17 protein-coding genes and 1 pseudogene are annotated in these 20046 nt (G+C 46.6%); 6 read left to right on the top strand and 12 right to left on the bottom strand.

Annotation, left to right across the window (positions count from 1 at the left end):
- Both AC3A8L_RS04795 and AC3A8L_RS04800 read right to left on the bottom strand, forming a co-directional pair.
- The coding region (locus tag AC3A8L_RS04795; RefSeq protein ID WP_487961096.1) for a serine/threonine-protein kinase at nt 1-1360 on the bottom strand (1360 nt) is incomplete at its 3' end.
- A 46-nt stretch (nt 1361-1406) separates the two neighbouring features.
- Nucleotides 1407-2147, bottom strand: a complete 741-nt coding sequence (locus AC3A8L_RS04800; RefSeq protein WP_487961097.1) for a DUF599 domain-containing protein — start codon at nt 2145-2147, stop codon at nt 1407-1409.
- Between the two features lie 220 nt (nt 2148-2367).
- On the opposite strand from AC3A8L_RS04800, the gene AC3A8L_RS04805 reads away from it, so the two are divergent.
- Nucleotides 2368-5301, top strand: a complete 2934-nt coding sequence (locus tag AC3A8L_RS04805) for an insulinase family protein (RefSeq protein ID WP_487961098.1) — start codon at nt 2368-2370, stop codon at nt 5299-5301.
- Between the two features lie 310 nt (nt 5302-5611).
- On the opposite strand, the gene AC3A8L_RS04810 is transcribed toward AC3A8L_RS04805, so the two are convergent.
- Nucleotides 5612-6148, bottom strand: coding sequence for a hypothetical protein (locus AC3A8L_RS04810; protein WP_487961099.1), 537 nt, complete (start codon nt 6146-6148; stop codon nt 5612-5614).
- Between the two features lie 468 nt (nt 6149-6616).
- Between AC3A8L_RS04810 and AC3A8L_RS04815 the strand changes: the two genes are divergently transcribed.
- Genes AC3A8L_RS04815 through AC3A8L_RS04835 form a run of 5 tightly spaced genes read left to right on the top strand, consistent with a single transcriptional unit; the run spans nt 6617 to nt 11026 of the window.
- Nucleotides 6617-7066 (top strand): type IV pilin protein, encoded by a 450-nt coding sequence (locus AC3A8L_RS04815; protein ID WP_487961100.1) that lies wholly within the window; start codon nt 6617-6619, stop codon nt 7064-7066.
- A 2-nt stretch (nt 7067-7068) separates the two neighbouring features.
- Nucleotides 7069-7614 (top strand): pilus assembly FimT family protein, encoded by a 546-nt coding sequence (locus AC3A8L_RS04820; protein ID WP_487961101.1) that lies wholly within the window; start codon nt 7069-7071, stop codon nt 7612-7614.
- Nucleotides 7559-8020 carry a hypothetical protein gene (locus tag AC3A8L_RS04825; RefSeq protein ID WP_487961102.1) on the top strand — a complete coding sequence of 154 codons (462 nt, stop codon included), beginning with the start codon at nt 7559-7561 and terminating at the stop codon, nt 8018-8020. Before AC3A8L_RS04820 ends, AC3A8L_RS04825 begins: the two co-directional genes overlap by 56 nt.
- 41 nt (nt 8021-8061) lie before the next feature.
- On the top strand, nt 8062-8805 hold the full coding sequence (locus AC3A8L_RS04830; RefSeq protein ID WP_487961103.1) for a hypothetical protein: 744 nt from the start codon (nt 8062-8064) through the stop codon (nt 8803-8805).
- A 13-nt stretch (nt 8806-8818) separates the two neighbouring features.
- Nucleotides 8819-11026, top strand: a complete 2208-nt coding sequence (locus AC3A8L_RS04835) for a hypothetical protein (protein ID WP_487961104.1) — start codon at nt 8819-8821, stop codon at nt 11024-11026.
- A gap of 147 nt (nt 11027-11173) precedes the next feature.
- Here AC3A8L_RS04835 and grxD read toward each other — a convergent pair whose 3' ends face one another.
- From grxD to lolA, 9 genes and pseudogenes are all read right to left on the bottom strand, one after another.
- Complete coding sequence (grxD, locus tag AC3A8L_RS04840; protein ID WP_487961105.1) at nt 11174-11497, bottom strand: Grx4 family monothiol glutaredoxin; 324 nt, start codon at nt 11495-11497, stop codon at nt 11174-11176.
- Between the two features lie 197 nt (nt 11498-11694).
- Nucleotides 11695-13140, bottom strand: a complete 1446-nt coding sequence (locus AC3A8L_RS04845) for a PAS domain-containing sensor histidine kinase (protein ID WP_487961106.1) — start codon at nt 13138-13140, stop codon at nt 11695-11697.
- A 4-nt stretch (nt 13141-13144) separates the two neighbouring features.
- A complete protein-coding gene (locus tag AC3A8L_RS04850; RefSeq protein WP_487961107.1) occupies nt 13145-14425 on the bottom strand; it encodes a cyclic di-GMP phosphodiesterase in 1281 nt (426 codons plus the stop codon).
- 111 nt (nt 14426-14536) lie between these two features.
- Nucleotides 14537-14761: a hypothetical protein gene (locus tag AC3A8L_RS04855; RefSeq protein WP_487961108.1), complete on the bottom strand. Its 225-nt coding sequence runs from the start codon at nt 14759-14761 to the stop codon at nt 14537-14539.
- A 106-nt stretch (nt 14762-14867) separates the two neighbouring features.
- A pseudogene (gene cysG / locus AC3A8L_RS04860) lies at nt 14868-16233 on the bottom strand (siroheme synthase CysG).
- On the bottom strand, nt 16233-17510 hold the full coding sequence (gene serS / locus AC3A8L_RS04865) for a serine--tRNA ligase (RefSeq protein WP_487961109.1): 1278 nt from the start codon (nt 17508-17510) through the stop codon (nt 16233-16235). The pseudogene cysG and the gene serS overlap by 1 nt, the downstream one beginning before the upstream one ends.
- A gap of 64 nt (nt 17511-17574) precedes the next feature.
- The gene (gene crcB, locus AC3A8L_RS04870; protein WP_487961110.1) at nt 17575-17961 is read right to left on the bottom strand and encodes a fluoride efflux transporter CrcB; all 387 of its coding nucleotides are present in this window, start codon (nt 17959-17961) and stop codon (nt 17575-17577) included.
- Nucleotides 17961-19316 (bottom strand): replication-associated recombination protein A, encoded by a 1356-nt coding sequence (locus AC3A8L_RS04875; RefSeq protein ID WP_487961111.1) that lies wholly within the window; start codon nt 19314-19316, stop codon nt 17961-17963. The genes crcB and AC3A8L_RS04875 overlap by 1 nt, the downstream gene beginning before the upstream one ends.
- Nucleotides 19309-20001 carry an outer membrane lipoprotein periplasmic chaperone LolA gene (gene lolA, locus AC3A8L_RS04880; protein ID WP_487961112.1) on the bottom strand — a complete coding sequence of 231 codons (693 nt, stop codon included), beginning with the start codon at nt 19999-20001 and terminating at the stop codon, nt 19309-19311. The genes AC3A8L_RS04875 and lolA overlap by 8 nt, the downstream gene beginning before the upstream one ends.
- Between the last annotated feature and the right edge of the window lie 45 nt (nt 20002-20046).

Genomic DNA, 20046 nt, shown 5'->3' on the forward strand with positions numbered 1-20046 from the left:
CAGCAATGGGTGCGAGCACTACAGGTAAAGATTCTAACGATGGCACACGACTTTCAATATAGTGTTGCAAGCCAACCCAGCTGGCCAAAGTAATGCCCACCGCCGCAACTAAACTGACAACCATTCTTTTATGGCTGCGAGGTTTAATAGCATCAATAAATTCGCCCGCATTATTAAAGCCATTACCATTATCAAAACGTAAGGCTTTACGCAATGCTCGCATGTGCCGGTGATTAAAACCTAAAATATTTTCGACTCTAGCGCCTAATCGCTGGGCATCTAAGGCGGACAATGGCATACCCTGAGAGGTCGTGTAAGGGTGGCGCCCCGTTAACAACTGATAAGCAACGCATGCCAAAGCATACACATCGTCTTTTTCTGTGGTTGCCTGTCCCTTCAAACTGGCCACAGTGGCATAGTTGGGCGTTAAAGCAAAAGCCGTTAAGTCATCACTGGCCGAGGGTTCTTGCACTTGGTTAACCGCCCGTGCAATACCAAAATCTAGAATTTTTACATTATCATCCGTTTGCAAAAATACGTTAGCCGGCTTGATATCGGCATGAACAAAACCTTTTTGGTGTGCGTAGGCCAAACCTCGTGCTGCCAGCTCGATAACACGCATGGCTTTTGCGTGCGGCATTCGACCATGATCAGCCAAATAATCTTTAATGGTTTGCCCTTGCAGATACTCCATCGAAATAAAAGCCGTATCGCCGCAGCGATCAAAATCAAAGACGGTAACAATATTGGGATGGGATAACGTTTGCGCTTTTTTTGCTTCGCGCTGTAACGCTTGCAACGCACCAGGAATGGATTGGCAGTCTTCATTCAGTAGCTTTAAAGCAATATAAGGAGAGCTATCTTCCATTTCCTCTCGCAATAGATCTTTAGCGAGGTAAACATCCCCCATGCCACCGCTACCCAATGTTTTTATGAGCGAGAAACGCCCTCTTAACACGGTACCTTCAGGCTGAGAACGCAGCCGCTGTCGCTCTGCCGTTTTATCAATACGCGCTAAAAAACTGAGCTTCCCAGCATCGTGGCCAACAGCACTATGCTCAGAATCAACTTCATCATTCACAGCAGAGTCGACAGACTTGGGCACAGGAGATTTACCAGCACTAGCGGCAGAATTTGAAGCCTTAACAACAGAATCGACAACGGCTGTTAAAAGAGGGACCAATGGTTCTGTATTTTCAACCTGCAGCGGTGTAATGCTTTTTTTCTGTGAAATTTTAGCGGCATCAGGGCGACGTATTTGGGTATCTTCTTCGGCCTCAGCGAACGCAATTTCCTCTTCAGATTCGGCTATAGCCACATCATCATTCGAGTCTTTGTTTACAGCCTTGTTTAAGGGCATGGGCTGCAGCTCTCCGCGCAAAAGGGAAGCCGCTATTATTCATCATTTACTCGCGTTTTGGTAGGTTATTTAAGTCCAAAGTGCTAACACCGATCATGGCGCGCAATGTTTTAGAATGAAATTCGCGCCCATATAAAATAGCCATGGTAAACGCGACTGCCAGCATAAAAACCCAAATATTTAACAGCCAAGCCACTACTGCCAACGAAAAATAAAATGCACGTAACCCATAATTATAAGTGTGTCCCGCGCGATCAATAACCTTAGCCATATAACGCACATAATTCTGACCCGTTTCACCCATAACATCAGGGTCGGTACTTAACGGCGCCGCACCCAATAACACCGCGCAAAAGCCATATTGGCGCATAGCCCACGTAAAGGTGAAAAAAGCATATATGTGTATCATTAGCACAATAATCAATTTAAATTGGACACTCACTGAATCGGCAGGAATCGCAAAGGGGAGCTCCGGTAAAATGGCCTGCAGCTTATCTGCAGATGCTATACCGGTAAATAAACCCGCAATAATGAACAGCGACGTAGAGGCCAAAAAGCTCGCATTGCGCTCCAAGTTATTCAGTAATGAAGCATCGGCAATACGGTTGTCACGTTGTAACATTTGGGCCATCCACTGCTTGCGATATTGGTGCAAAACCGAAGCGATACAAAAGACATGTTTTGCGCGTTTACGCGCCAACATCGCATAGCCCAACCAACAAAATAGCAACCATGTGAGACCCAATAAATCTTGCCCATGGAGTACAATCCAAACATCAATACTCACGAAAAAACCTTATAGCAGTTGAATTCAAGCCACTATGGCCGGCACAATGGCGCCACACAAGCTTATTTAACGATACCCAATAACAATTTAGTGTAGCCAGTAACGGCGAAAACTCACCGGTTTTCACCTAAACTGCAGCGTATTTGATCAACGCACTGCTATATTTCATGCAGCAGCATCTACACCCATTGTTTTTAATGCCCTGAAAGCGAGACACTTAATGCCTAATGCGCAAACCGCAGCACACCCAGCCTTCCGCAAACTTCGTAGCCAACCGGTAGAATCACTGAACGTTGTTGTTGAAGAATACGAACACATACGCACTGGCGCTCAACATATTCACCTAGCTTCAAACAACCCTGAAAACGTATTTCTTGTTGCCTTGCGCACCGTGCCAGAAGACTCTACCGGCGTTGCCCACATTTTAGAGCATACCGCCCTATGCGGCAGCAAACGTTACCCTGTGCGCGACCCCTTTTTTATGATGACGCGCCGCTCGCTGAATACCTTTATGAACGCCTTTACCAGCTCGGACTGGACCGCCTACCCTTTCGCTAGCGTCAACCGAAAAGATTTTAACAACCTGCTGGATGTCTACCTCGACGCGGTATTCTTTTCTCGATTAGACCCTTTAGATTTTGCACAAGAGGGGCACCGCCTCGAGTTTGCCGAAGCCACCGACGCTAAGAGCGAACTCCAGTATAAAGGTGTTGTTTACAACGAAATGAAAGGCGCCATGAGCTCGGTTAACTCTCAACTCTGGCAAACGCTGACTAAATACTTATTCCCCACCAACACCTACCACAATAATAGCGGCGGCGAACCCAGCTGCATCCCAGACTTAAGCTACGAAGAACTCGTACAGTTTTACAAAACACACTACCACCCCAGCAATGCAATTTTCATGACCTTTGGCGACTTACCCGCCGCCGAACTACAGGCTAAATTTGAAGATCAAGCACTTAAAGAATTCGACAAGCTGGACGTTCAGATTGATGTGGCCAGTGAGAAACGTTACTTCTCACCCTTGCGCGTAGAAGAACACTACCCCCTTAATGAAGAAGACCTTAGCCACAAAACCCATATTGTAACTGGCTGGCTACTGGGCGAAAGCACCAACTTAGACGATGTACTCACTGCACACTTACTCAGCAGTGTACTGCTCGATAATAGTGCCTGCCCACTGATGCAAGTACTCGAAACATCAACACTTGGGCAAGCCCCAAGCCCACTATGCGGCCTGGACGATTCACAAAAAGAAGTGATTTTTGTCTGCGGCATTGCAGGCACAGAGCGCGAACACAGCGATGCCGTAGAAGCATTGTTACTCGATACCCTTCAAAAGGTCGTAGAAGACGGTATACCTCTCGAAGACTTAGAGGCTTCACTTCACCAACTTGAATTACAGCAACGCGAAGTGGGCGGCGATAGTTACCCTTACGGGCTGCAACTTATTCTTAACGGCTTAACCGCTGCCACTCATAGAGGTGACCCCGTCGCGCTTCTTAATATAGATAGTGCACTGGCTAAACTACGAGAAAAAATTAAAGATCCTGCTTTTATACCCACCGTTATTACCGAATGGCTGCTGAATAATAAACACCGCGTTACGCTAACGCTAAGTCCTGATGCCAATCTAAATGCCAGCAAAGAAGCCGCCGAGAAAGCGCAACTCGCTAAAATCAAAGCCTCATTAACGGCAGAGCAAAGCCAAGGCATTATCGATCAAGCCCAGGCACTGCTCGATCGCCAAGCGCAAATAGATGACGATAGCGTACTGCCCAAAGTCACCCTAGAAGATGTACCCGCATCAGAAGATATCGTAAGCCCCGCCTTTGAGAAAACACTCCCCAAGAGCCAATACTCTCTGTTTGGTTACAACGCAGGCACCAATGGCTTGGTTTACCAGCAAGTGGTTTGCGACATGCCGGCACTGGATGATGAGCTATTGGCTTACCTGCCTTTTTATACATCACTGCTAACAGAAGTTGGCATTGGCGGCCGCGGCTATCTCGATGTACAACGCTGGCAAGCGCAGGTTAGCGGAAGCCTCGGCGCATATTCAAGCTTAAGAGGCAGCGTCGACAACACACTTCAACTGAATAGCTTTGTTACTCTTTCGGGCAAGGCTTTGGGCAGCAATCAAGAAGCCCTTAGCGATCTTATGTTAGCCACAATGAATGACGCACGCTTTGATGAAACAGATCGAATTAAAGAACTTATTGCTCAAATGCGCAGCAGCCGAGAGCAAAGCGTAACCGGTAGCGGGCACGGCTTGGCCATGCAAGGCGCCAGCAAAGGTATTAGCCCTGGAGCGCAACTCAGCTTTAATCTAACGGGACTACAAGGTATTCGTCACCTTAAAGCACTGGACAAATCGTTAACCGAAAGCGCCGCACTCAACACCATGAGCGAGAAGCTATCGCAAATCCATAACGCCATTGGCAGTATGCCCAAGCGATTTATGATTGTGGCAGAAGAGCAGCCATTAACCGCTTACGGAGAACACTTTGCGAGCAAGTTTGACCAGATAGCCGCAGCCCAAGCGAAAGGCTTCGCCTCGACATTCAACCCACAAGAAACGCAAGAAGCCTGGCTAACCAACAGCCAAGTCAACTTTTGCGCTAAAGCCTACCCCACGGTAGCAACAGACCATCCGGATGCTGCCGCTTTGGTGGTTTTGGGTAATGTAATGCGAAATGGATTTTTACATCGCGCCATACGTGAACAAGGTGGCGCCTATGGCGGCGGAGCAGGACAAGACAGCAACAACGGCGCGTTCCGCTTCTATTCTTACCGCGATCCAAGGCTTGCCGAAACACTCAACGATTTCGATAAAGCCATTGACTGGTCACTCGAAACCAACCACAGCTGGCAATCAATAGAAGAAGCGATTTTGGGCGTTGTAAGTAGCCTCGATAAACCCGACTCGCCTGCTGGTGGTGCAAAACGCGACTTCCACGCTATGTTAAACGGCCGCACACCCGTAACTCGCCAACGCTTTAGGGAGCGCCTACTCGCCACAAAAGAAGATGATTTAAAGCGTGTAGCGCAAACTTACCTTAAAGAACAAACCGCACATACTTGTGTGATTACCGACAAGAACAAAGAAGACGACGTGAAAGCTATAGGCTTAACAACCGAATTCCTCTAGGCATAAGCGGGGATAAAACAATATTTTATCCCCCTGCCCGTCCTCTTCATGCCATTAAACATACCCTTACTGTCTAGCCCTTAACGTAAAATAAAGGTATCTATTCAGCAATGTACAAATAGGGCGGCAAACTGATAATTTTCTGAGCCGCTCAAGCCATCCATGGGCGCTATGCAAGCGTTCCTGACGCTTGAATGCCCAGAAAACAATCAATTCGCCTTTTAGGGGCGTCATCTCGACCCCACCTGAGTAGTTACAAAAAAAAGCCCCTGCTTATCAGCAAGGGCTTTTACGTTTTATACCGCCAATATTATTGTAGCGTGGCAACAAGTGAGTGATCGGACGGCACCGCCACAGCCTGCTCACGATAAAACAAATTCACAACCGCCTGCATCACTTCAACTTGCGCACCCGCCGTGTGATCATTACTTTTAAGTACATCAATCACAAATTGCTTGCGCGCATTCCAATTCAAATGCTCCTCTTCCTCTAGCAGCGCCTCAATAGGGCTACACGTAAAATCACGATCAACACAAGCAGCAAAAAATAGGTTCTCCACCCAGTTAGCGGTAAACCCCCAATGATCACAATAGAGGTTGTTACCTGCGCATAATATATTCAGCTCGTTACACACCTGGTCTGGATATTTCCCGTAAAGCCTAACAGCCTCTTTAACATCATCATCTAACTCGGGAGAAAACCGATCGCTCATAGGCTTAATCCAAGCTTGATAATGCCGGCCATTCGCCAACGACAAAGCAACTTCAACGGGGTAACTTGTAGAATTAAAATCAGGACAATTGATCGCTAAGAAATTAACCGCTGTAGACGATGATATTAAGCTCATAGGTCATACCCTTTTATTATTGTTCTCTATCAATATGTAGTTGAGGCTTGCAAACACTTCAAGCGCAGCGCCAATACCTTGGCTATTTTGTGATATGCCGCACAAGCTGTAGCAAAGTATGCATCAATACTCATCCCTGCTACAACAACACTCATACTAAAACATTAACTTTTAAGTCAATAAATCGACAATGTGTCGCAAAAAGCCGCTACAGCCCTAGCCTCCGTCAAAAAAGTGCATTTCAGCTGCGACAAAGCGCCACTTATCGTCGGTAAAGCGCCATTTTTTTGGTCTAGTGTTACATTAGTTCTAAGAATATTGTTTTTATAATCGGCCAAGAGCCTACAAGTGAATTAACAACACCTTTATAAAGCTAACGTTATTACGTCAACTTTTAGACATTACACTTACAAAGCTTTTAAAGAACAAACAGCCATAACAACCATAAACGTTTGGAGCACCGCTAAAATGCCGCTAACAGGCCACCAAAAAACAACAGGGTTTACGTTAATAGAGTTAATGATCGCGATTGCAATTATTGGTATTTTGGCGAGCATTGCGCTGCCTTCTTATCAGGCTTATGTGGCAAAAAGTAAATTAAGGGCTGCGCAGGCTGATGTTGTAGCTCTAACACTTGCTATTGAGAATGTTTATCAACGCACTCTGTCGTACCCACCGTTGGTTAATGCCGACTTAGATGCAATTAAGGCTGCCTTTACGAGCTGGGGGCCTTCATCTAAAGCGGCTGACTTTGTTTTCACTGTTAACTCAACAGCCACAACTTATGATATCTCTGCGGCGCCGCCTGCAGGAACATCCCTTGCCGGCTGCACATTGACAATGGATGAAGACAACATTAAGGCATTAGGAGCCGCAAATAGCTGTAAATACTCCAACGGTAATAATGAGTGGCTATAAGAATGAAAAACGGTTTTAGCTTAATCGAACTACTCATCACAATTGCCATTATTGCCTTTTTGGCCATGGTCGCATTACCGATGACAAGCGCTTGGATTGATGGGCCAGATGTTACACGCACACAAACTAACTTTACGCGTGCTTACAGCTTGGCGAAGAACATTGCCATTCGTGAGGGGGCAGCGGTAACTGTTGATGGTGCAACATCTGCGCTTTGTATAAAAACAGATGCCAACGGTCTTAGAAGCATCAGCGTCAGAAGCCAGTCTAATGCTATTGGTGATGCTGCTCGAACTGCCGCAGATTGCAGTGATGCAAAGGTGGGGCAGGAAGTATTTAACGCAAAGCTTCGTCCAGGAGTCACTATTAAATATGGCGATGCCCAAAGTGATTTTGCCTGCGCTTGCTTTACCAGTAACGGTTCAATTGCTCCTATTGATACAACCAATTGCACTGCGGTTGAAAGCTGCTTAGACCCCAGTACTGCAAAAAATGACCGATTTACTTTTACTAAAGGTGATATTAATGAAACTGCCACGCTTTTCTAAAAACGCAATCAACACGCGTCGCACTCAGCGCGGCGATTTTTTAATTGAATCTTTAATTGGTGTTTTGCTAATTGGGATTGTTGGGGTTGGAATTGCCCGCACCGCATCAAAAGTAACTGCGGCACAAACGATGACTCAGCAGCAGGCGCAAGTTATTACCAATCTCGAAGGGATAGCAAGCAGGGGGGTAAAGACTGAACTATGTAATCCGAGCGTAGCGTATGCAACAGTTGAAACAAGCAACATTTGTTCAAACATAGACGGGGCACTAGAACTAGTAACAACTGATGTGACCTTTACCGTTGATGGCATAGGAAGCAAAAGCTTCATTTCACGTAGGCCTTTAGCGCTAGCCGCAACAATAGCGATTGGCGATGAAAATGTATCCGTCAAGGTTGGCCAATGAATAACAGACCAACTTCAGCATATATAAGTATGGATTTCGCTATGCCCTTATCAACGCATAATTACATTTTAAGCGCCCGACACATCAGCGGCGCAACATTAATTGGACTGATGATTGGTCTACTAGTGTCTATGATCGGAATCCTTGGTAGCTTGTCCCTTTATAAAACATTGACGCAAACATCTGTAGATGCAACTTTCGATGCTAAAAATGACGGCAATGCTTCTCTTGTACTTTCGCAAATAGGCACGCTTGTGCAAAACACTGGCTTTGGGCTTCAGTCCATCGACTCCCCTCATTTAACCATCCCTACCCCCAGTCAAATTATTTGGCGTGAAGCCACTGATCTTCCAGCAACGGCAGTAAACGTAAAATGTAGCCGTATCGTAGAACAAATTGCTGTGGCCGCGAATGACGGCTCTGAAGATGTAGCCGTGGGTATAGAAGCAAAAAAAATTCTGCTGCAAACAATTACCAGGACCCAGAGCAATGCGTGCCACCCACAAACCGCACTATCTTTAATACCAGATGATGTATGGGAAGACGGAATACAAACTGTACTTAGCATCAATACATTAACGCGGCTAAATAGCACTTATAGCAAAACAGCAGCAACACAAACGCTTTTAAATGCCTCATTGGAAATAACCACTGCATGCTCGCCGTATGGCATGACACCAAATGATCACAGCACTATTCTTAATATCACTCACTTTAGTGCATCAGATACTAATAATGGCTCAGCTCCTTCTCTTAAGCATAGCGTCTGCTTAATAAACCCCTAGATAGGTAAATATAATGCTTTTAAAACCACTAAAAAAACAACAGGGTATAGCAACTGTACTTATCGTTTTGTTGGTAGGTGTTGCGCTATCGGCTTCAACTCTGGGTGTTATTTACACAGTAAAAACCACCCAAAATAAACAAGTCACCTCTCATGCAAAGACAAATGCGCAAAGCGCTGCCTGGGCATTAGCCGAAGCAGCTCGGTCATATTTGGAAGCGCTATCACCAGAAGAACGAACCCTTCTAATGCAAAAAATAGACGGTGGTCCCGTTGAAATTTCGCCAACCTTAGTAGCCGATTTGAATTATTTGAGTAAATCCACCATTACCTTTTCATCCTATTCGACAGTTGATTCCAAGCCTCAATTCGTCATTACCATTAAAGCCGTCGACACTCGATCTGCATCGGCATCTAGCCTTAATTTAGTATTTGAAATCACTCCTGGAACAGTAGCAAGAGAGTGCCCAGCCCCAGCCAAATCGCAACTTGCGGGAGATGTTGAAGGTGATAAGCTGGACTTGGACCTTCATGGGTCCCCTGATAAAAGTGTATTTACTGTGGATGGTTCGTGGGGATATCTGAGCGATGCGTCATCACTTGACGGCGTCAATAAATTCTTAGTTACCGGAAAAGTAAAACTTACGGGAACAGGAAACGGCAACCCAATAAATAAAATAAAAGCCAATAAGGGAATTAGCATTTTAGGCTCAGTGGATGCTGGACTTATAGAAACAGGAGGCGAAATCCTTGTTACCAACAATGCAAACATTGGCGAGATTCTGGCAATGGAAGATGTCAACTGGCAATCCTCAGGCGCCACATCAAAAATTCAAACCCACCAAACAGCTACAATAGATAACGGCACTCACGAACAAATAACTACTGGCGTTAAAGCTCAAATTAACAAAACAGGAGGATCCTCTACAGTAGGAGGTACAATCAATATCGGTAGTCTTGGCACTGTAGACTTTGCTACAACCAACTACACTTCGTTTGGCACAGTGCAAGCCATAGGCAATGTCACGTGTTCTACAACACGTGACATAGAGAAAATTACATCTGAAGGCACGATTGGTGATACCTGTAACACTCCCAACCGAAATGCCGGCACAGCAGTTTCAATAAGCCCTATCAGAGTATATGAACCTGTCGTCGTCGAGAACAGCACTATTGCCGACGCGGATGGGTACGATGCGCACTACAGCTTTAAATATGACAAAGATGCTCCAGAAGGAGAAAAACATAGAGTAACAATACAAAATATTAAAGGCCTCCTCGACGGCGATTATTTTTTATATGATAGAGTCGATGAAATTACTAAACAAATAACTAAAGTTGACCTCCTGCGTAGAGTCGGAGTCGAACCACAAGCCACTGATCCGTCGATATGTGTTACTGAAAATACTGAATTTGGCTGCATTCACTTTGTTCCCGCTATTTCTGTGGATACACAAGGGCTGGCAGCAGCTGAAGACAGGCCAACCGGCAAATGGATTGTCACCGGTATTCCATCAAAACTAGCCCCAGGAATAATGTACTTCGACCGCGACTTAGAGATAAACCATATCGAATACCGCATCAATGGGTTTTTATCGGCTGGAAATATTGGTGTTGAAACGTCTAATGAAAAAATGATCGTAGCGCTCAACGCTGCACCGAGTGAGGTACTGTGTGGAGGTAATGAAATTAAGATAGAAGGAGACGGAGAAAGCTTGGCGCTATCTCACACGGCAAATACTACTTGGTTTGATAATGGTACTGGCGCATACCCTTACCCTACAGACTTTTGCTTTGGAAGCCCACCTGCCAAACGTACGACCGTTGGCGAGGGTGAGAATGCAGTCCCAGCCACGCAACCGTTTATAGGACAGTTTGCACTGATGGCTGGGCAGCAAAACCCCGTGCCAGATGGCGAAGAAGACCTGGATGCCACCTATCAAGGGGGGGATATTTACTTAAGATCCATTCTTAATGTCTTTGGGCGCATTATTGCGGGAAATTCTTTAAAACTGATAACCAATACTAATTTGAAAGTATGGGGGACGGTTGGCTCCGAGGCGAGAAGAGAAGGTACATCAGATGCAAAGAATGCAATGAATGGCACAATTGTTATTTACCCCGACGCTGTCGATAAACTGGGCGAGGCTGGCAGTAACAACTGTACGCCATCAACTCGAAGATCAGGCAATACAGCGCTTTTATGGTCGAGGTACCTCTAAACGAGAGTCAACCATTTTCAGGATAATATAAAAATCACAAAAAAAGCCCGCATATGCGGGCTTTCAAGTTTTGAAACATTACAAAATCATTTGGTAATCAGTTTTCTTGCAATGACTGCATTCAAATCCAATTAACCTACTTCCGCTCTACGCTTCGTCTGGAACAGCCGCTTCAATCGTCTTTTTGAGCTCACCGCTCTCGCTCATTTCCATAATAATATCGCAACCGCCTACAAGTTCGCCGCCCGCCCATAACTGAGGAAAGGTTGGCCAATTGGCGTATTTTGGTAAATTTGCACGAATGTCCGGGTTAGAAAGAACATCAACGAAAGCAAAGCGCTTACCGCAAGCCATAACCGCCTGCGATGCCTTCTGCGAAAAACCACACTGCGGTGCGTCGGGTGAACCTTTCATGTACAAAATCACTGCATTATCAGTAATTTGCTGTTTAATCGTGTCCATAATGTCCATAGAAAACCTCGCTATATCTTAGTAAATTGCTCAAGTATTGCGGTGCATTTTAGGGGATCAGGCATTGCCATACAAGCCAAGGGACGAGGAAACAATATTTCATCCACCCATGCTTGATGTTGACACTCCAATAACCGGCCTCCCGGTGCAAGCTCTCTTCGGCTTATCTAGGGCTTCACGCGTTAACTCTACTGGGGCTAACGCGGGTATTGCAGTGGGAGCGTTACGACAAACTCGCTCCCTTTACCGTATTCACTCTGCACAACAATCTCGCCTTGTAACATTTTTACCAGCTCACCGACCAGTGCGAGGCCTAACCCTGTGCCGCTAATCCCTGCGTTTTGAGCTTCGTCTATTTGCGAGTACTGATTGAATAATTTATGTTTTTGGGCCTCAGGGATACCAACGCCGCTATCCGCAACACTGAGCACTAAAGACTCATTGCTACAGCGCACAGTTAAAGTGACGTGCCCTTGACGGGTATACTTAATGGCATTTGAGAGTAAATTGATAATGATTTGGCGTACTTTTTGGTTGTCGGATTCAAGCATCGCCACATCAGGTAACACCGATTCAAAAGCCAGTTTTTTTGCTAGCGCTAGTGATTCAATTTGCGGTAAGAAAGTGTGGCATAAGGCACTCAAATCGAACTCGGATACCTCCAGGGCCATAAAACCGGCTTCTATCTTTGAAATATCCAACGTGTCAGTGACCAGTTCATTCAACTGAAAACCTGCATTTTTTATCGATTGTAAATTTCTATACTCTCTTTCCGATAACTTCGATTGCGTGCGCGCCAATAGCAAATCGCTAAACCCCATAATGGCGTTTAGTGGGGTTCTCAGTTCATGTATCATTTTTGCGTAAAAATCGCGCCGGGCTATGCGCTTGGCCTCTTCAAGCTCTTCACGTACACGCTGCTGATGCGTTACATCAAAAGCAAAACCTATAATCGAGGGCTCCACACCCACCGCCGCTGAATTTAACGCAACAAAATGCCACTTAAAAAAACGCCCCTCAAGTGCAATAACCGTTGAATCTGCGTCCGATTTGGAGTCGGCTTCATTTGTATTATCGGCAGTTAGGCAAAGCCGGCATAACGCTTCGAGATCTTTAGGTAGAGCATCCGAATTGCCCTGCGCATCAAACCCAGCACCAACCATTAACGTTTGCATGGCAGTATTGGCGAATAGCATTTGTCCTTCTGTATCAAATTCAGCCATCGGCGCTGGGCTTAACTCTACAAACTGAGCAAATTTTTCGAACTCTGCACGATTATGAATAAGCGCGGTATTATCGACAAAACTCCAAGCCGTATATCCAGCATGCTCCCGGTTTAAAACCGTTGCCCTCACATCGACAGATAAATAACCGCCATCCTCAGTACACCAAAACACCGACTGCCATTGAGCATAATCTTGCGGCGCATTAAACGGACAATCCTCGATTGTGTGAGCGTGCCCTCTTGCCTGCACACAAAGTTTTTCATGAGCAGCGCCGCCTATGCACTCTCCAGTACCCCAACCTAGCACCTGCTCAGCCATAGGCGACAAACACACCAAAAGACCTGAGCTATCGACAATAATTAAAGGATCCGGCCAAATATCAAGCATGCCATCAAACATGGGCGGGATTGCTGTCATTACATTAAGGCTCCGTACACACAAGCAACGCAAATGGGTCCACTCGGCTATCGGATGGATCTAGTAAAGACTTAATCGCTCGCCCTTGCCCTGCCTCACAAATGAAGACTTCAATAGGGCTTTCTAGAACTTTTCCACTGCCGTCATAAATGATTTTTACGCGTGTCGTATGCACATGATGATCATGGTCAGTAACAATCCCTTTTTCTCCACTTTCCAGTAAAACAGCACTGGTAACGGGGTATACACCCATCATAGAAATAAATGCCGTCATGGCGCGCGTATCGTAGAGTCCTTTTTTCGTTTCTTTATAAAGCCCCTGCAAGGCATTACGGGGTAATAAACCTGGTTTATCTTGCAACTGATGAATGCGCTCATCATAGGTATCGGCGATGGCCAGTATTTGGCTTAATGGATGGATGTCGCTCCCTTTAAGGCCGTTTGGGTATCCGGTCCCATTATTACGTTCATGATGCTCTGCAATAATTCGTCCGGCCAGTTCAGGTAAGCTTGAGCTTTGCAGCATGTTTAATCCAATATCTACATGTTTTGTTATCAGCTGCGTTTCATTGGCCGTATATTTTGTACGTTTACCCATCAAGTTTAGCGGTAACTGCTGCCAACCGGCCTCATGCAAGAGAGCCGCCAAACCTAAAGCCTGAAGCTCATCAGAAGAATGCTTGAGCGAAAGCCCCATATTGAGCGCAACACAAAAGGTACTGAAGGCGTGATCGGCTAACTTTTGCGATTTACGGCTGAGGTGTACCAAGCTCATCAAGGCCTGATTATTTCGATTTAAGCTATCCAGCGTATCGGCAACTAAAGGCGCAACCACCTTTACGTCGATAGCTTTGTTCGCGTTAAGGGCCTCAAGCAAGCTGTTCGCCACCTGCTTAACCTGTGCCGCCACTTTTTGTGCCGCCACCATCTCGACAGAAACACTAGGGACGCGTGGCTCAATAGCCTTAACAGCAGGCACCTCGCTTTTTGGTGGCTCGCCCGTACTTGCAAGGAGAGGCTCTTGAGAGCCATCATCTCGGCTAACCCCTTCCGCATACTCAGGTAATGATTTAGATGGTAGCCCTCTGTCTGTATCAATCACTAGATTTTTAACGCCTGAACGACGCAGAGCATCAATATCTTTGAATGATTTGATTTTCCGAGAGTGCGTTAAAAAAGGGCTGTTTATCCAGGGGACATCAAGATCAACCACGAACATACCAACGGTCAGATGTTCTAGCGGGATAGATTGGCGGTGTAATTCACTCATGGGCAGACAACTCACAACATTATCTTGATAAGTATAGCTAGCCCAAATTTATAACCCGATAAAAACACCTACGTATTTGATCTTGATAAGCAATTTACTATGCCAAAATGAGGCAGTTAAAAGGATTCAAACCTCCTCATCAATATGGTCTATGCCACGTCGATCGTCGCCAGTTCGCATCTCGAATGCCCCCCGGTGACTGAATTTATTTTTACGGCGATCGGTTCTATTTCGGCGGTCTTTAGGTGCCGCATCGGGTTGTTTTAAACGGGCCGTGACCGGCTGCGCGCGATGCACCCGCAAAGGGCCTAATTGAGGTGCCCGCGGCTTTACAGGATCAAAAGGGATCATCGATGGACTCCTAGGCAAAGAATAAAGCATGCGATACCACCAGCTTAACGGCAGATAACATCACAACTTTATTGACTAAAAGCTTGAGAACCCCTAACAGCAGTAACTATGGCGCAAACCAATTGAGCTTTCCATGCAAAGACACGACAGAACCAATAATAAGTAATGTCGGCGCATGCACTTCGGTGTTTTTCACTAAAACGGGAAGAGATTCGAGATCACCGATATGGACGCGATGGTCCGGTGTAGTGCCGCGCTCAATCAATGCAGCCGGCGTTTTGGGGTCTTTGCCATTTTGGATAAGCTTTAGGCAAATATCCGGTAATGCAACCAAGCCCATATAAAACACCAACGTCTGATTTGCGCTAGCCATCTCATTGAATGGGAGGTCACTTGAGCCCTCTTTAAGGTGACCAGTAACGAACCGAACAGACTGCGCATGATCGCGGTGTGTTAAGGGAATCCCCGAATAAGCAGCGCAACCACTTGCTGCCGTAATCCCAGGCACCACCTGAAAAGGTACATTATTCTCGGCCAACAATTCAATTTCTTCGCCACCACGGCCAAAAATAAAAGGATCACCGCCCTTGAGCCGTAAAACTCTTTTGCCCTGCTTTGCCAGATCCACTAAAAGCTGATTAATGTCCTGTTGGGCAACCGCGTGGAGATCGCGCTTTTTACCCACATAAATGCGGTCAGCATCACGCCGAACAAGCTCTAAAATAGGCTGGCTAACAAGGCGGTCATAGAGGACTACTTCAGCCTGCTGCATAAGGCGCAACGCTTTGAAGGTTAGTAAATCAGGGTCGCCGGGGCCAGCACCAACAAGATAGACCTCACCTTGATGATCATCACCCGCCTGATCGATGGCCTGCTGCATCAACTGCTCGGCTTTCTCTAGATTGTTGGCAAAAACCTGCTCAGCCACGGGGCCTTGCAACGTCTTTTCCCAGAATCGACGACGCTGTTCGCCGTCGTTAAAACGCGCCTTAACGGCTCGCCAAGTTACCTAGCATGCCATAGCGGCTCGGGAATAGCGCCTCCAAACGTGACCGAACCATTCGCGCCAGCACGGGGGCCTCACCGCCACTGGTTACACCAATAAGTAAAGGGCTTCGATCGACAATGGCGGGCGTTATAATGCTACACAATTTGGGATCATCAACCACGTTTACAGGTAAACGAAGCTTATTGCAGGCTTGCGCAACTTGTGAATTCACCACATCGATATCGGTGGCTGAAATAACCAGTACAGCGCCATCAAGGTGTTCATCTCGATACAACTCGAGTAAACACTGCCCGCCTGAAGCGATAGCCAAATCCCGGAGTTCGGGCACGATAGACGGCGCCACTACACGTAGCTGCGCCCCAGCTTTATTCAGCAAACGCGCCTTACGCAAAGCAATAGCGCCACCGCCAACAATAAGACAGCACTTGCCTTGTAAGTCATGAAAAAAGGGGAAATAGCGCACTAAGCTTTAATCACCTCAAGGCCGGCCATATAGGGGCGTAAAACTTCGGGTACAACAATTGAGCCGTCGGCTTGTTGATAATTTTCCATTACGGCAAGTAATGTACGACCCACCGCCAAACCAGAGCCATTTAATGTATGAAGCAGTGCAGGCTTGCCCGTTTCAGAATTGCGGTAGCGGGCCTTCATTCGTCGCGATTGGAAATCGCGAAAGTTGCTACACGAGGAAATTTCACGGTATTTTTGCTGTGATGGCAACCAAACTTCTAAATCATAGGTTTTAGCCGCAGAGAAGCCCATATCACCGGCGCACAATGCCATTTTCTTATAGGCTAAACCGAGCTTTTGCAAAATCGCCTCAGCATGGCCAGTTAGCGTATCTAGAGTCGCGTCTGAATCTTCAGGTTTTACAAACTGTACCAATTCCACTTTTTCAAATTGGTGCTGGCGTATCATACCCCGTGTATCACGGCCATAACTGCCCGCTTCTGAACGAAAGCACGGCGTATGCGCGGTGTAGCGCAAAGGCAAAGCAGATTCTTCAATAATTTCGCCACGCATTAAGTTAGTCAGTGGCACTTCGGCGGTGGGTATTAAGTAAAATTCACGATCGTCGGTCAGTTTGAAGAGATCTTCCTCAAATTTAGGCAACTGCCCCGTACCGTACAAAGAATCACGATTAACCATATAAGGAACATACGCTTCTTCATAGCCATGCTCAATTGTATGAGTATTCAGCATAAATTGCGTTAAAGCCCGCTGCATTAACGCTAGCTTCCCTTTAAGTACAGAAAAGCGCGAACCCGTTAATTTACTTGCTGTATCGAAATCTAACATGCCGAGTTTTTCACCCAAATCAACATGATCCAAGGGCTCAAAATCAAATGAAGGCACTTCGCCAACAATCGATACCTCGACGTTATCTTCTTCTTTCAGGCCTGCAGGAACGTTTGCATCGGGCACATTCGGCACGCCTGCTAATAACAATTCAAGCTTAGATTGAAGCGCCGAAAGCTCTGTTTCGCTTTCGTGCAACTGCGCTTTCATGGTATCGACTGCGGCCAATAAAGGCGCAATATCTTGCCCTTGTGCCTTCGCCTTACCTATATTTTTAGCACTAGCGTTACGCTCTTGTTGTAACGACTCACAATGAACCTGAAGTTTTTTACGCTGCTCTTCCAGGGTTTGAATGGATGCCACATCCAAAGTGTAACCACGCGCAGCCAGCTGCGAAGCTAAGTGTTCAATATCATTGCGAAAAAGTTTAGGATCTAACATAACGGCCTTAATTAATTGGTCAAATAAAAGATGAAAAATACGCTAGCGCTACCCGGGCGGTGTATTACCCAGCCCAACGCACCGCAATACCCGCAACAGCAAAGCCAAACGCAATGGCGCACACGCAGGCCAAAACACTGACGGCAAGGTAAGCAATCGCTAATAAGTGCGCATTGTGCTGAAGCAGAAGCCAAGCCTCAAGTGCAAAGCTCGAAAAGGTGGTCATTGCCCCCAAAAAACCGGCCAATAGTAAAGGTTTTAGCGACAACGGAAGGTGCGCCTGCTGAATAAGATAAAAAAGCGCACCCATAATCGTGCAACCCAAAACATTTGCCGTAAAAGAAGCGACCGGCCACTGCCCAGGAACAAAAGGGAAAAATAGCGCAAGAGAATAGCGCACACAAGCGCCCAGTGCACCACCCACGGCAACACTCAAGAATTGAAGTAGCATTATTTCACCTTAGCCTTAATAGATTGCAGAGACTCTGGGGCGGCTGAGAGTGCCTGCCTATCGAGTTCGGCTAAGTGAGCAAGTTTCTCGCCAATTTTAATTTCTAAACCGCGCCCCACCGGCTGATAATACTGTCGCGCTTGCATTTCATCAGGGAAATAATGCTCACCTGCCGCATACGCTTGCTCTTCGCTGTGGGCATAACGATAATCTTTGCCCATATCGAGCTGCTTCATCAACTTGGTTGGAGCATTGCGTAGATGGTTAGGCACGTCGTAGCTTGGCTCGGCTTTTACATCGGCCATTACCGCTTTGTAGGCCATGTAAACGGCATTACTCTTGGGTGCGCATGCCAAATACACCACTGCCTGCGCAATAGCCAATTCGCCCTCGGGGCTACCCAGCCTCGACTGTACATCCCATGCGTTCAAAGACAATTGCAAACCGCGAGGGTCAGCATTGCCGATATCCTCGCTCGCCATACGCACCACACGCCGCGCCACGTACAATGGATCGCAGCCGCCATCCAACATCCTGGCCATCCAGTAGAGTGCGCCATCGGGATTAGAGCCTCGTACAGATTTATGCAGAGCGGATATTTGTTCATAAAAAACATCGCCGCCCTTATCAAAACGACGCACATCATGTGAGGCTACCGCCTCAATCGTATCGGCGGAGATTTCACTGCCGTCTTTGACTAGATCACCTGCAAGTTCAAGTAAGTTCAGTAGCCTGCGGCCGTCACCATCTGCGCACTGAATAAGGCGCTCACGGGCCTCGCGCTCTAAACCCAGCGCGCGCGCGCCCAAGCCTTTCTCTTTGTGAGCCAATGCATTGTCGGCGAGCAAGTTTAAATCCTGATTCGACAATGCCTTAAGTACATAAACACGGCAACGCGATAACAGCGCATTATTCACTTCAAAAGAGGGGTTTTCCGTTGTCGCGCCAACAAACACAACCGTTCCATCTTCAACATAGGGTAAAAACGCATCTTGCTGTGATTTGTTAAACCGATGGACCTCATCGACAAACAACACTGTTTTTTGGCCATGAGCGTTAAAACGATTTTTTGCATCCTCGGCCGCTGAGCGAATATCTTTAACGCCCGCAAGCACAGCAGACATACTTTGGAAATATCCGTCTACGAGCTCAGAAAACAATCGCGCGAGCGTTGTTTTACCTACCCCAGGCGGCCCCCAAAGAATCATCGAGTGCAAAGCACCTTGCCGCAAAGATTCACCCAAAGGTTTACCCTGATCAAGCAGGTGATTCTGCCCCACATACTCCTCTAGTGTTCGCGGACGCATCCTCGATGCCAGCGGTTGTGGCGCACTCTGACTAAACAAATCAGTCATTCATCAATATGTCCGTGCCTTCTGGTGGCATAAAAGTGAAAAGTTTATCATCCACTTTTAGATTAACCTTGGTATCGTCAAAGCGGATTCGCGTCACTTGCCCTAAGCGGTCGGTTAAGGTGGCAGCTTGTAAAATATCCCCCTTAAAATTAACCCCCAACTGTACAAATGGCGCATTCGCGGCATCAATAGGCATAAGCGTATAGCGCTCTACCCCACCTTCGATCAGCTGTAATACATGATAACGCGCGGCTAAGTCAGCAATGCCACCACTGAGTAAATTTGCCGGGTTATAAGGCATGGAGTCTTGCTTTGCGATTGTGACCTGCTCTAGGTCTGGATCATAAATCCAAACAGTTTCACCATTGCCCACTACGGTTTGCGGAAAAGGATCGTTACTTTCCCAATGATAAAACCCAGGGCGCTTGAAAGTGAAATCGCCTGCTGTCTCTTGTAACGTTTTACCGTCTTTTGATTCTAATGTTTGTGTAAATTGGCCACGTAGACTTTGCAGCGCACTTAAGCGTTGAACAATGGCTTCACGAGTAACTTCGGCGTTGCCATCAACCTTTTTTTCAATAATAACAGGCTTCGATGATGGCACTTTTTTCTCCTCAGCCAATGCGGCTGAAGGTAAATAGACAGCGCTTACAGCAAAGATGGCCGCCGCCAGTTTGAATTTCATATAAGTTTGCATAGCATTTCCGGTAAATCTATTAATGGATGGTTG

The sequence above is a fragment of the Marinagarivorans sp. genome (assembly GCF_982758155.1).

What these genes read in the sequence shown, in the direction of transcription:
- AC3A8L_RS04805 (WP_487961098.1), top strand. Translation starts at nt 2,368, where the DNA reads ATGCCTAATGCGCAAACCGCAGCACACCCAGCCTTCCGCAAACTTCGT.
- AC3A8L_RS04810 (WP_487961099.1), bottom strand. Translation starts at nt 6,148, where the DNA reads ATGAGCTTAATATCATCGTCTACAGCGGTTAATTTCTTAGCGATCAAT.
- AC3A8L_RS04815 (WP_487961100.1), top strand. Translation starts at nt 6,617, where the DNA reads ATGCCGCTAACAGGCCACCAAAAAACAACAGGGTTTACGTTAATAGAG.
- AC3A8L_RS04820 (WP_487961101.1), top strand. Translation starts at nt 7,069, where the DNA reads ATGAAAAACGGTTTTAGCTTAATCGAACTACTCATCACAATTGCCATT.
- AC3A8L_RS04825 (WP_487961102.1), top strand. Translation starts at nt 7,559, where the DNA reads ATGACCGATTTACTTTTACTAAAGGTGATATTAATGAAACTGCCACGC.
- AC3A8L_RS04830 (WP_487961103.1), top strand. Translation starts at nt 8,062, where the DNA reads ATGCCCTTATCAACGCATAATTACATTTTAAGCGCCCGACACATCAGC.
- AC3A8L_RS04835 (WP_487961104.1), top strand. Translation starts at nt 8,819, where the DNA reads ATGCTTTTAAAACCACTAAAAAAACAACAGGGTATAGCAACTGTACTT.
- grxD (WP_487961105.1), bottom strand. Translation starts at nt 11,497, where the DNA reads ATGGACATTATGGACACGATTAAACAGCAAATTACTGATAATGCAGTG.
- AC3A8L_RS04845 (WP_487961106.1), bottom strand. Translation starts at nt 13,140, where the DNA reads ATGACAGCAATCCCGCCCATGTTTGATGGCATGCTTGATATTTGGCCG.
- AC3A8L_RS04855 (WP_487961108.1), bottom strand. Translation starts at nt 14,761, where the DNA reads ATGATCCCTTTTGATCCTGTAAAGCCGCGGGCACCTCAATTAGGCCCT.
- serS (WP_487961109.1), bottom strand. Translation starts at nt 17,510, where the DNA reads ATGTTAGATCCTAAACTTTTTCGCAATGATATTGAACACTTAGCTTCG.
- crcB (WP_487961110.1), bottom strand. Translation starts at nt 17,961, where the DNA reads ATGCTACTTCAATTCTTGAGTGTTGCCGTGGGTGGTGCACTGGGCGCT.
- AC3A8L_RS04875 (WP_487961111.1), bottom strand. Translation starts at nt 19,316, where the DNA reads ATGACTGATTTGTTTAGTCAGAGTGCGCCACAACCGCTGGCATCGAGG.
- lolA (WP_487961112.1), bottom strand. Translation starts at nt 20,001, where the DNA reads ATGAAATTCAAACTGGCGGCGGCCATCTTTGCTGTAAGCGCTGTCTAT.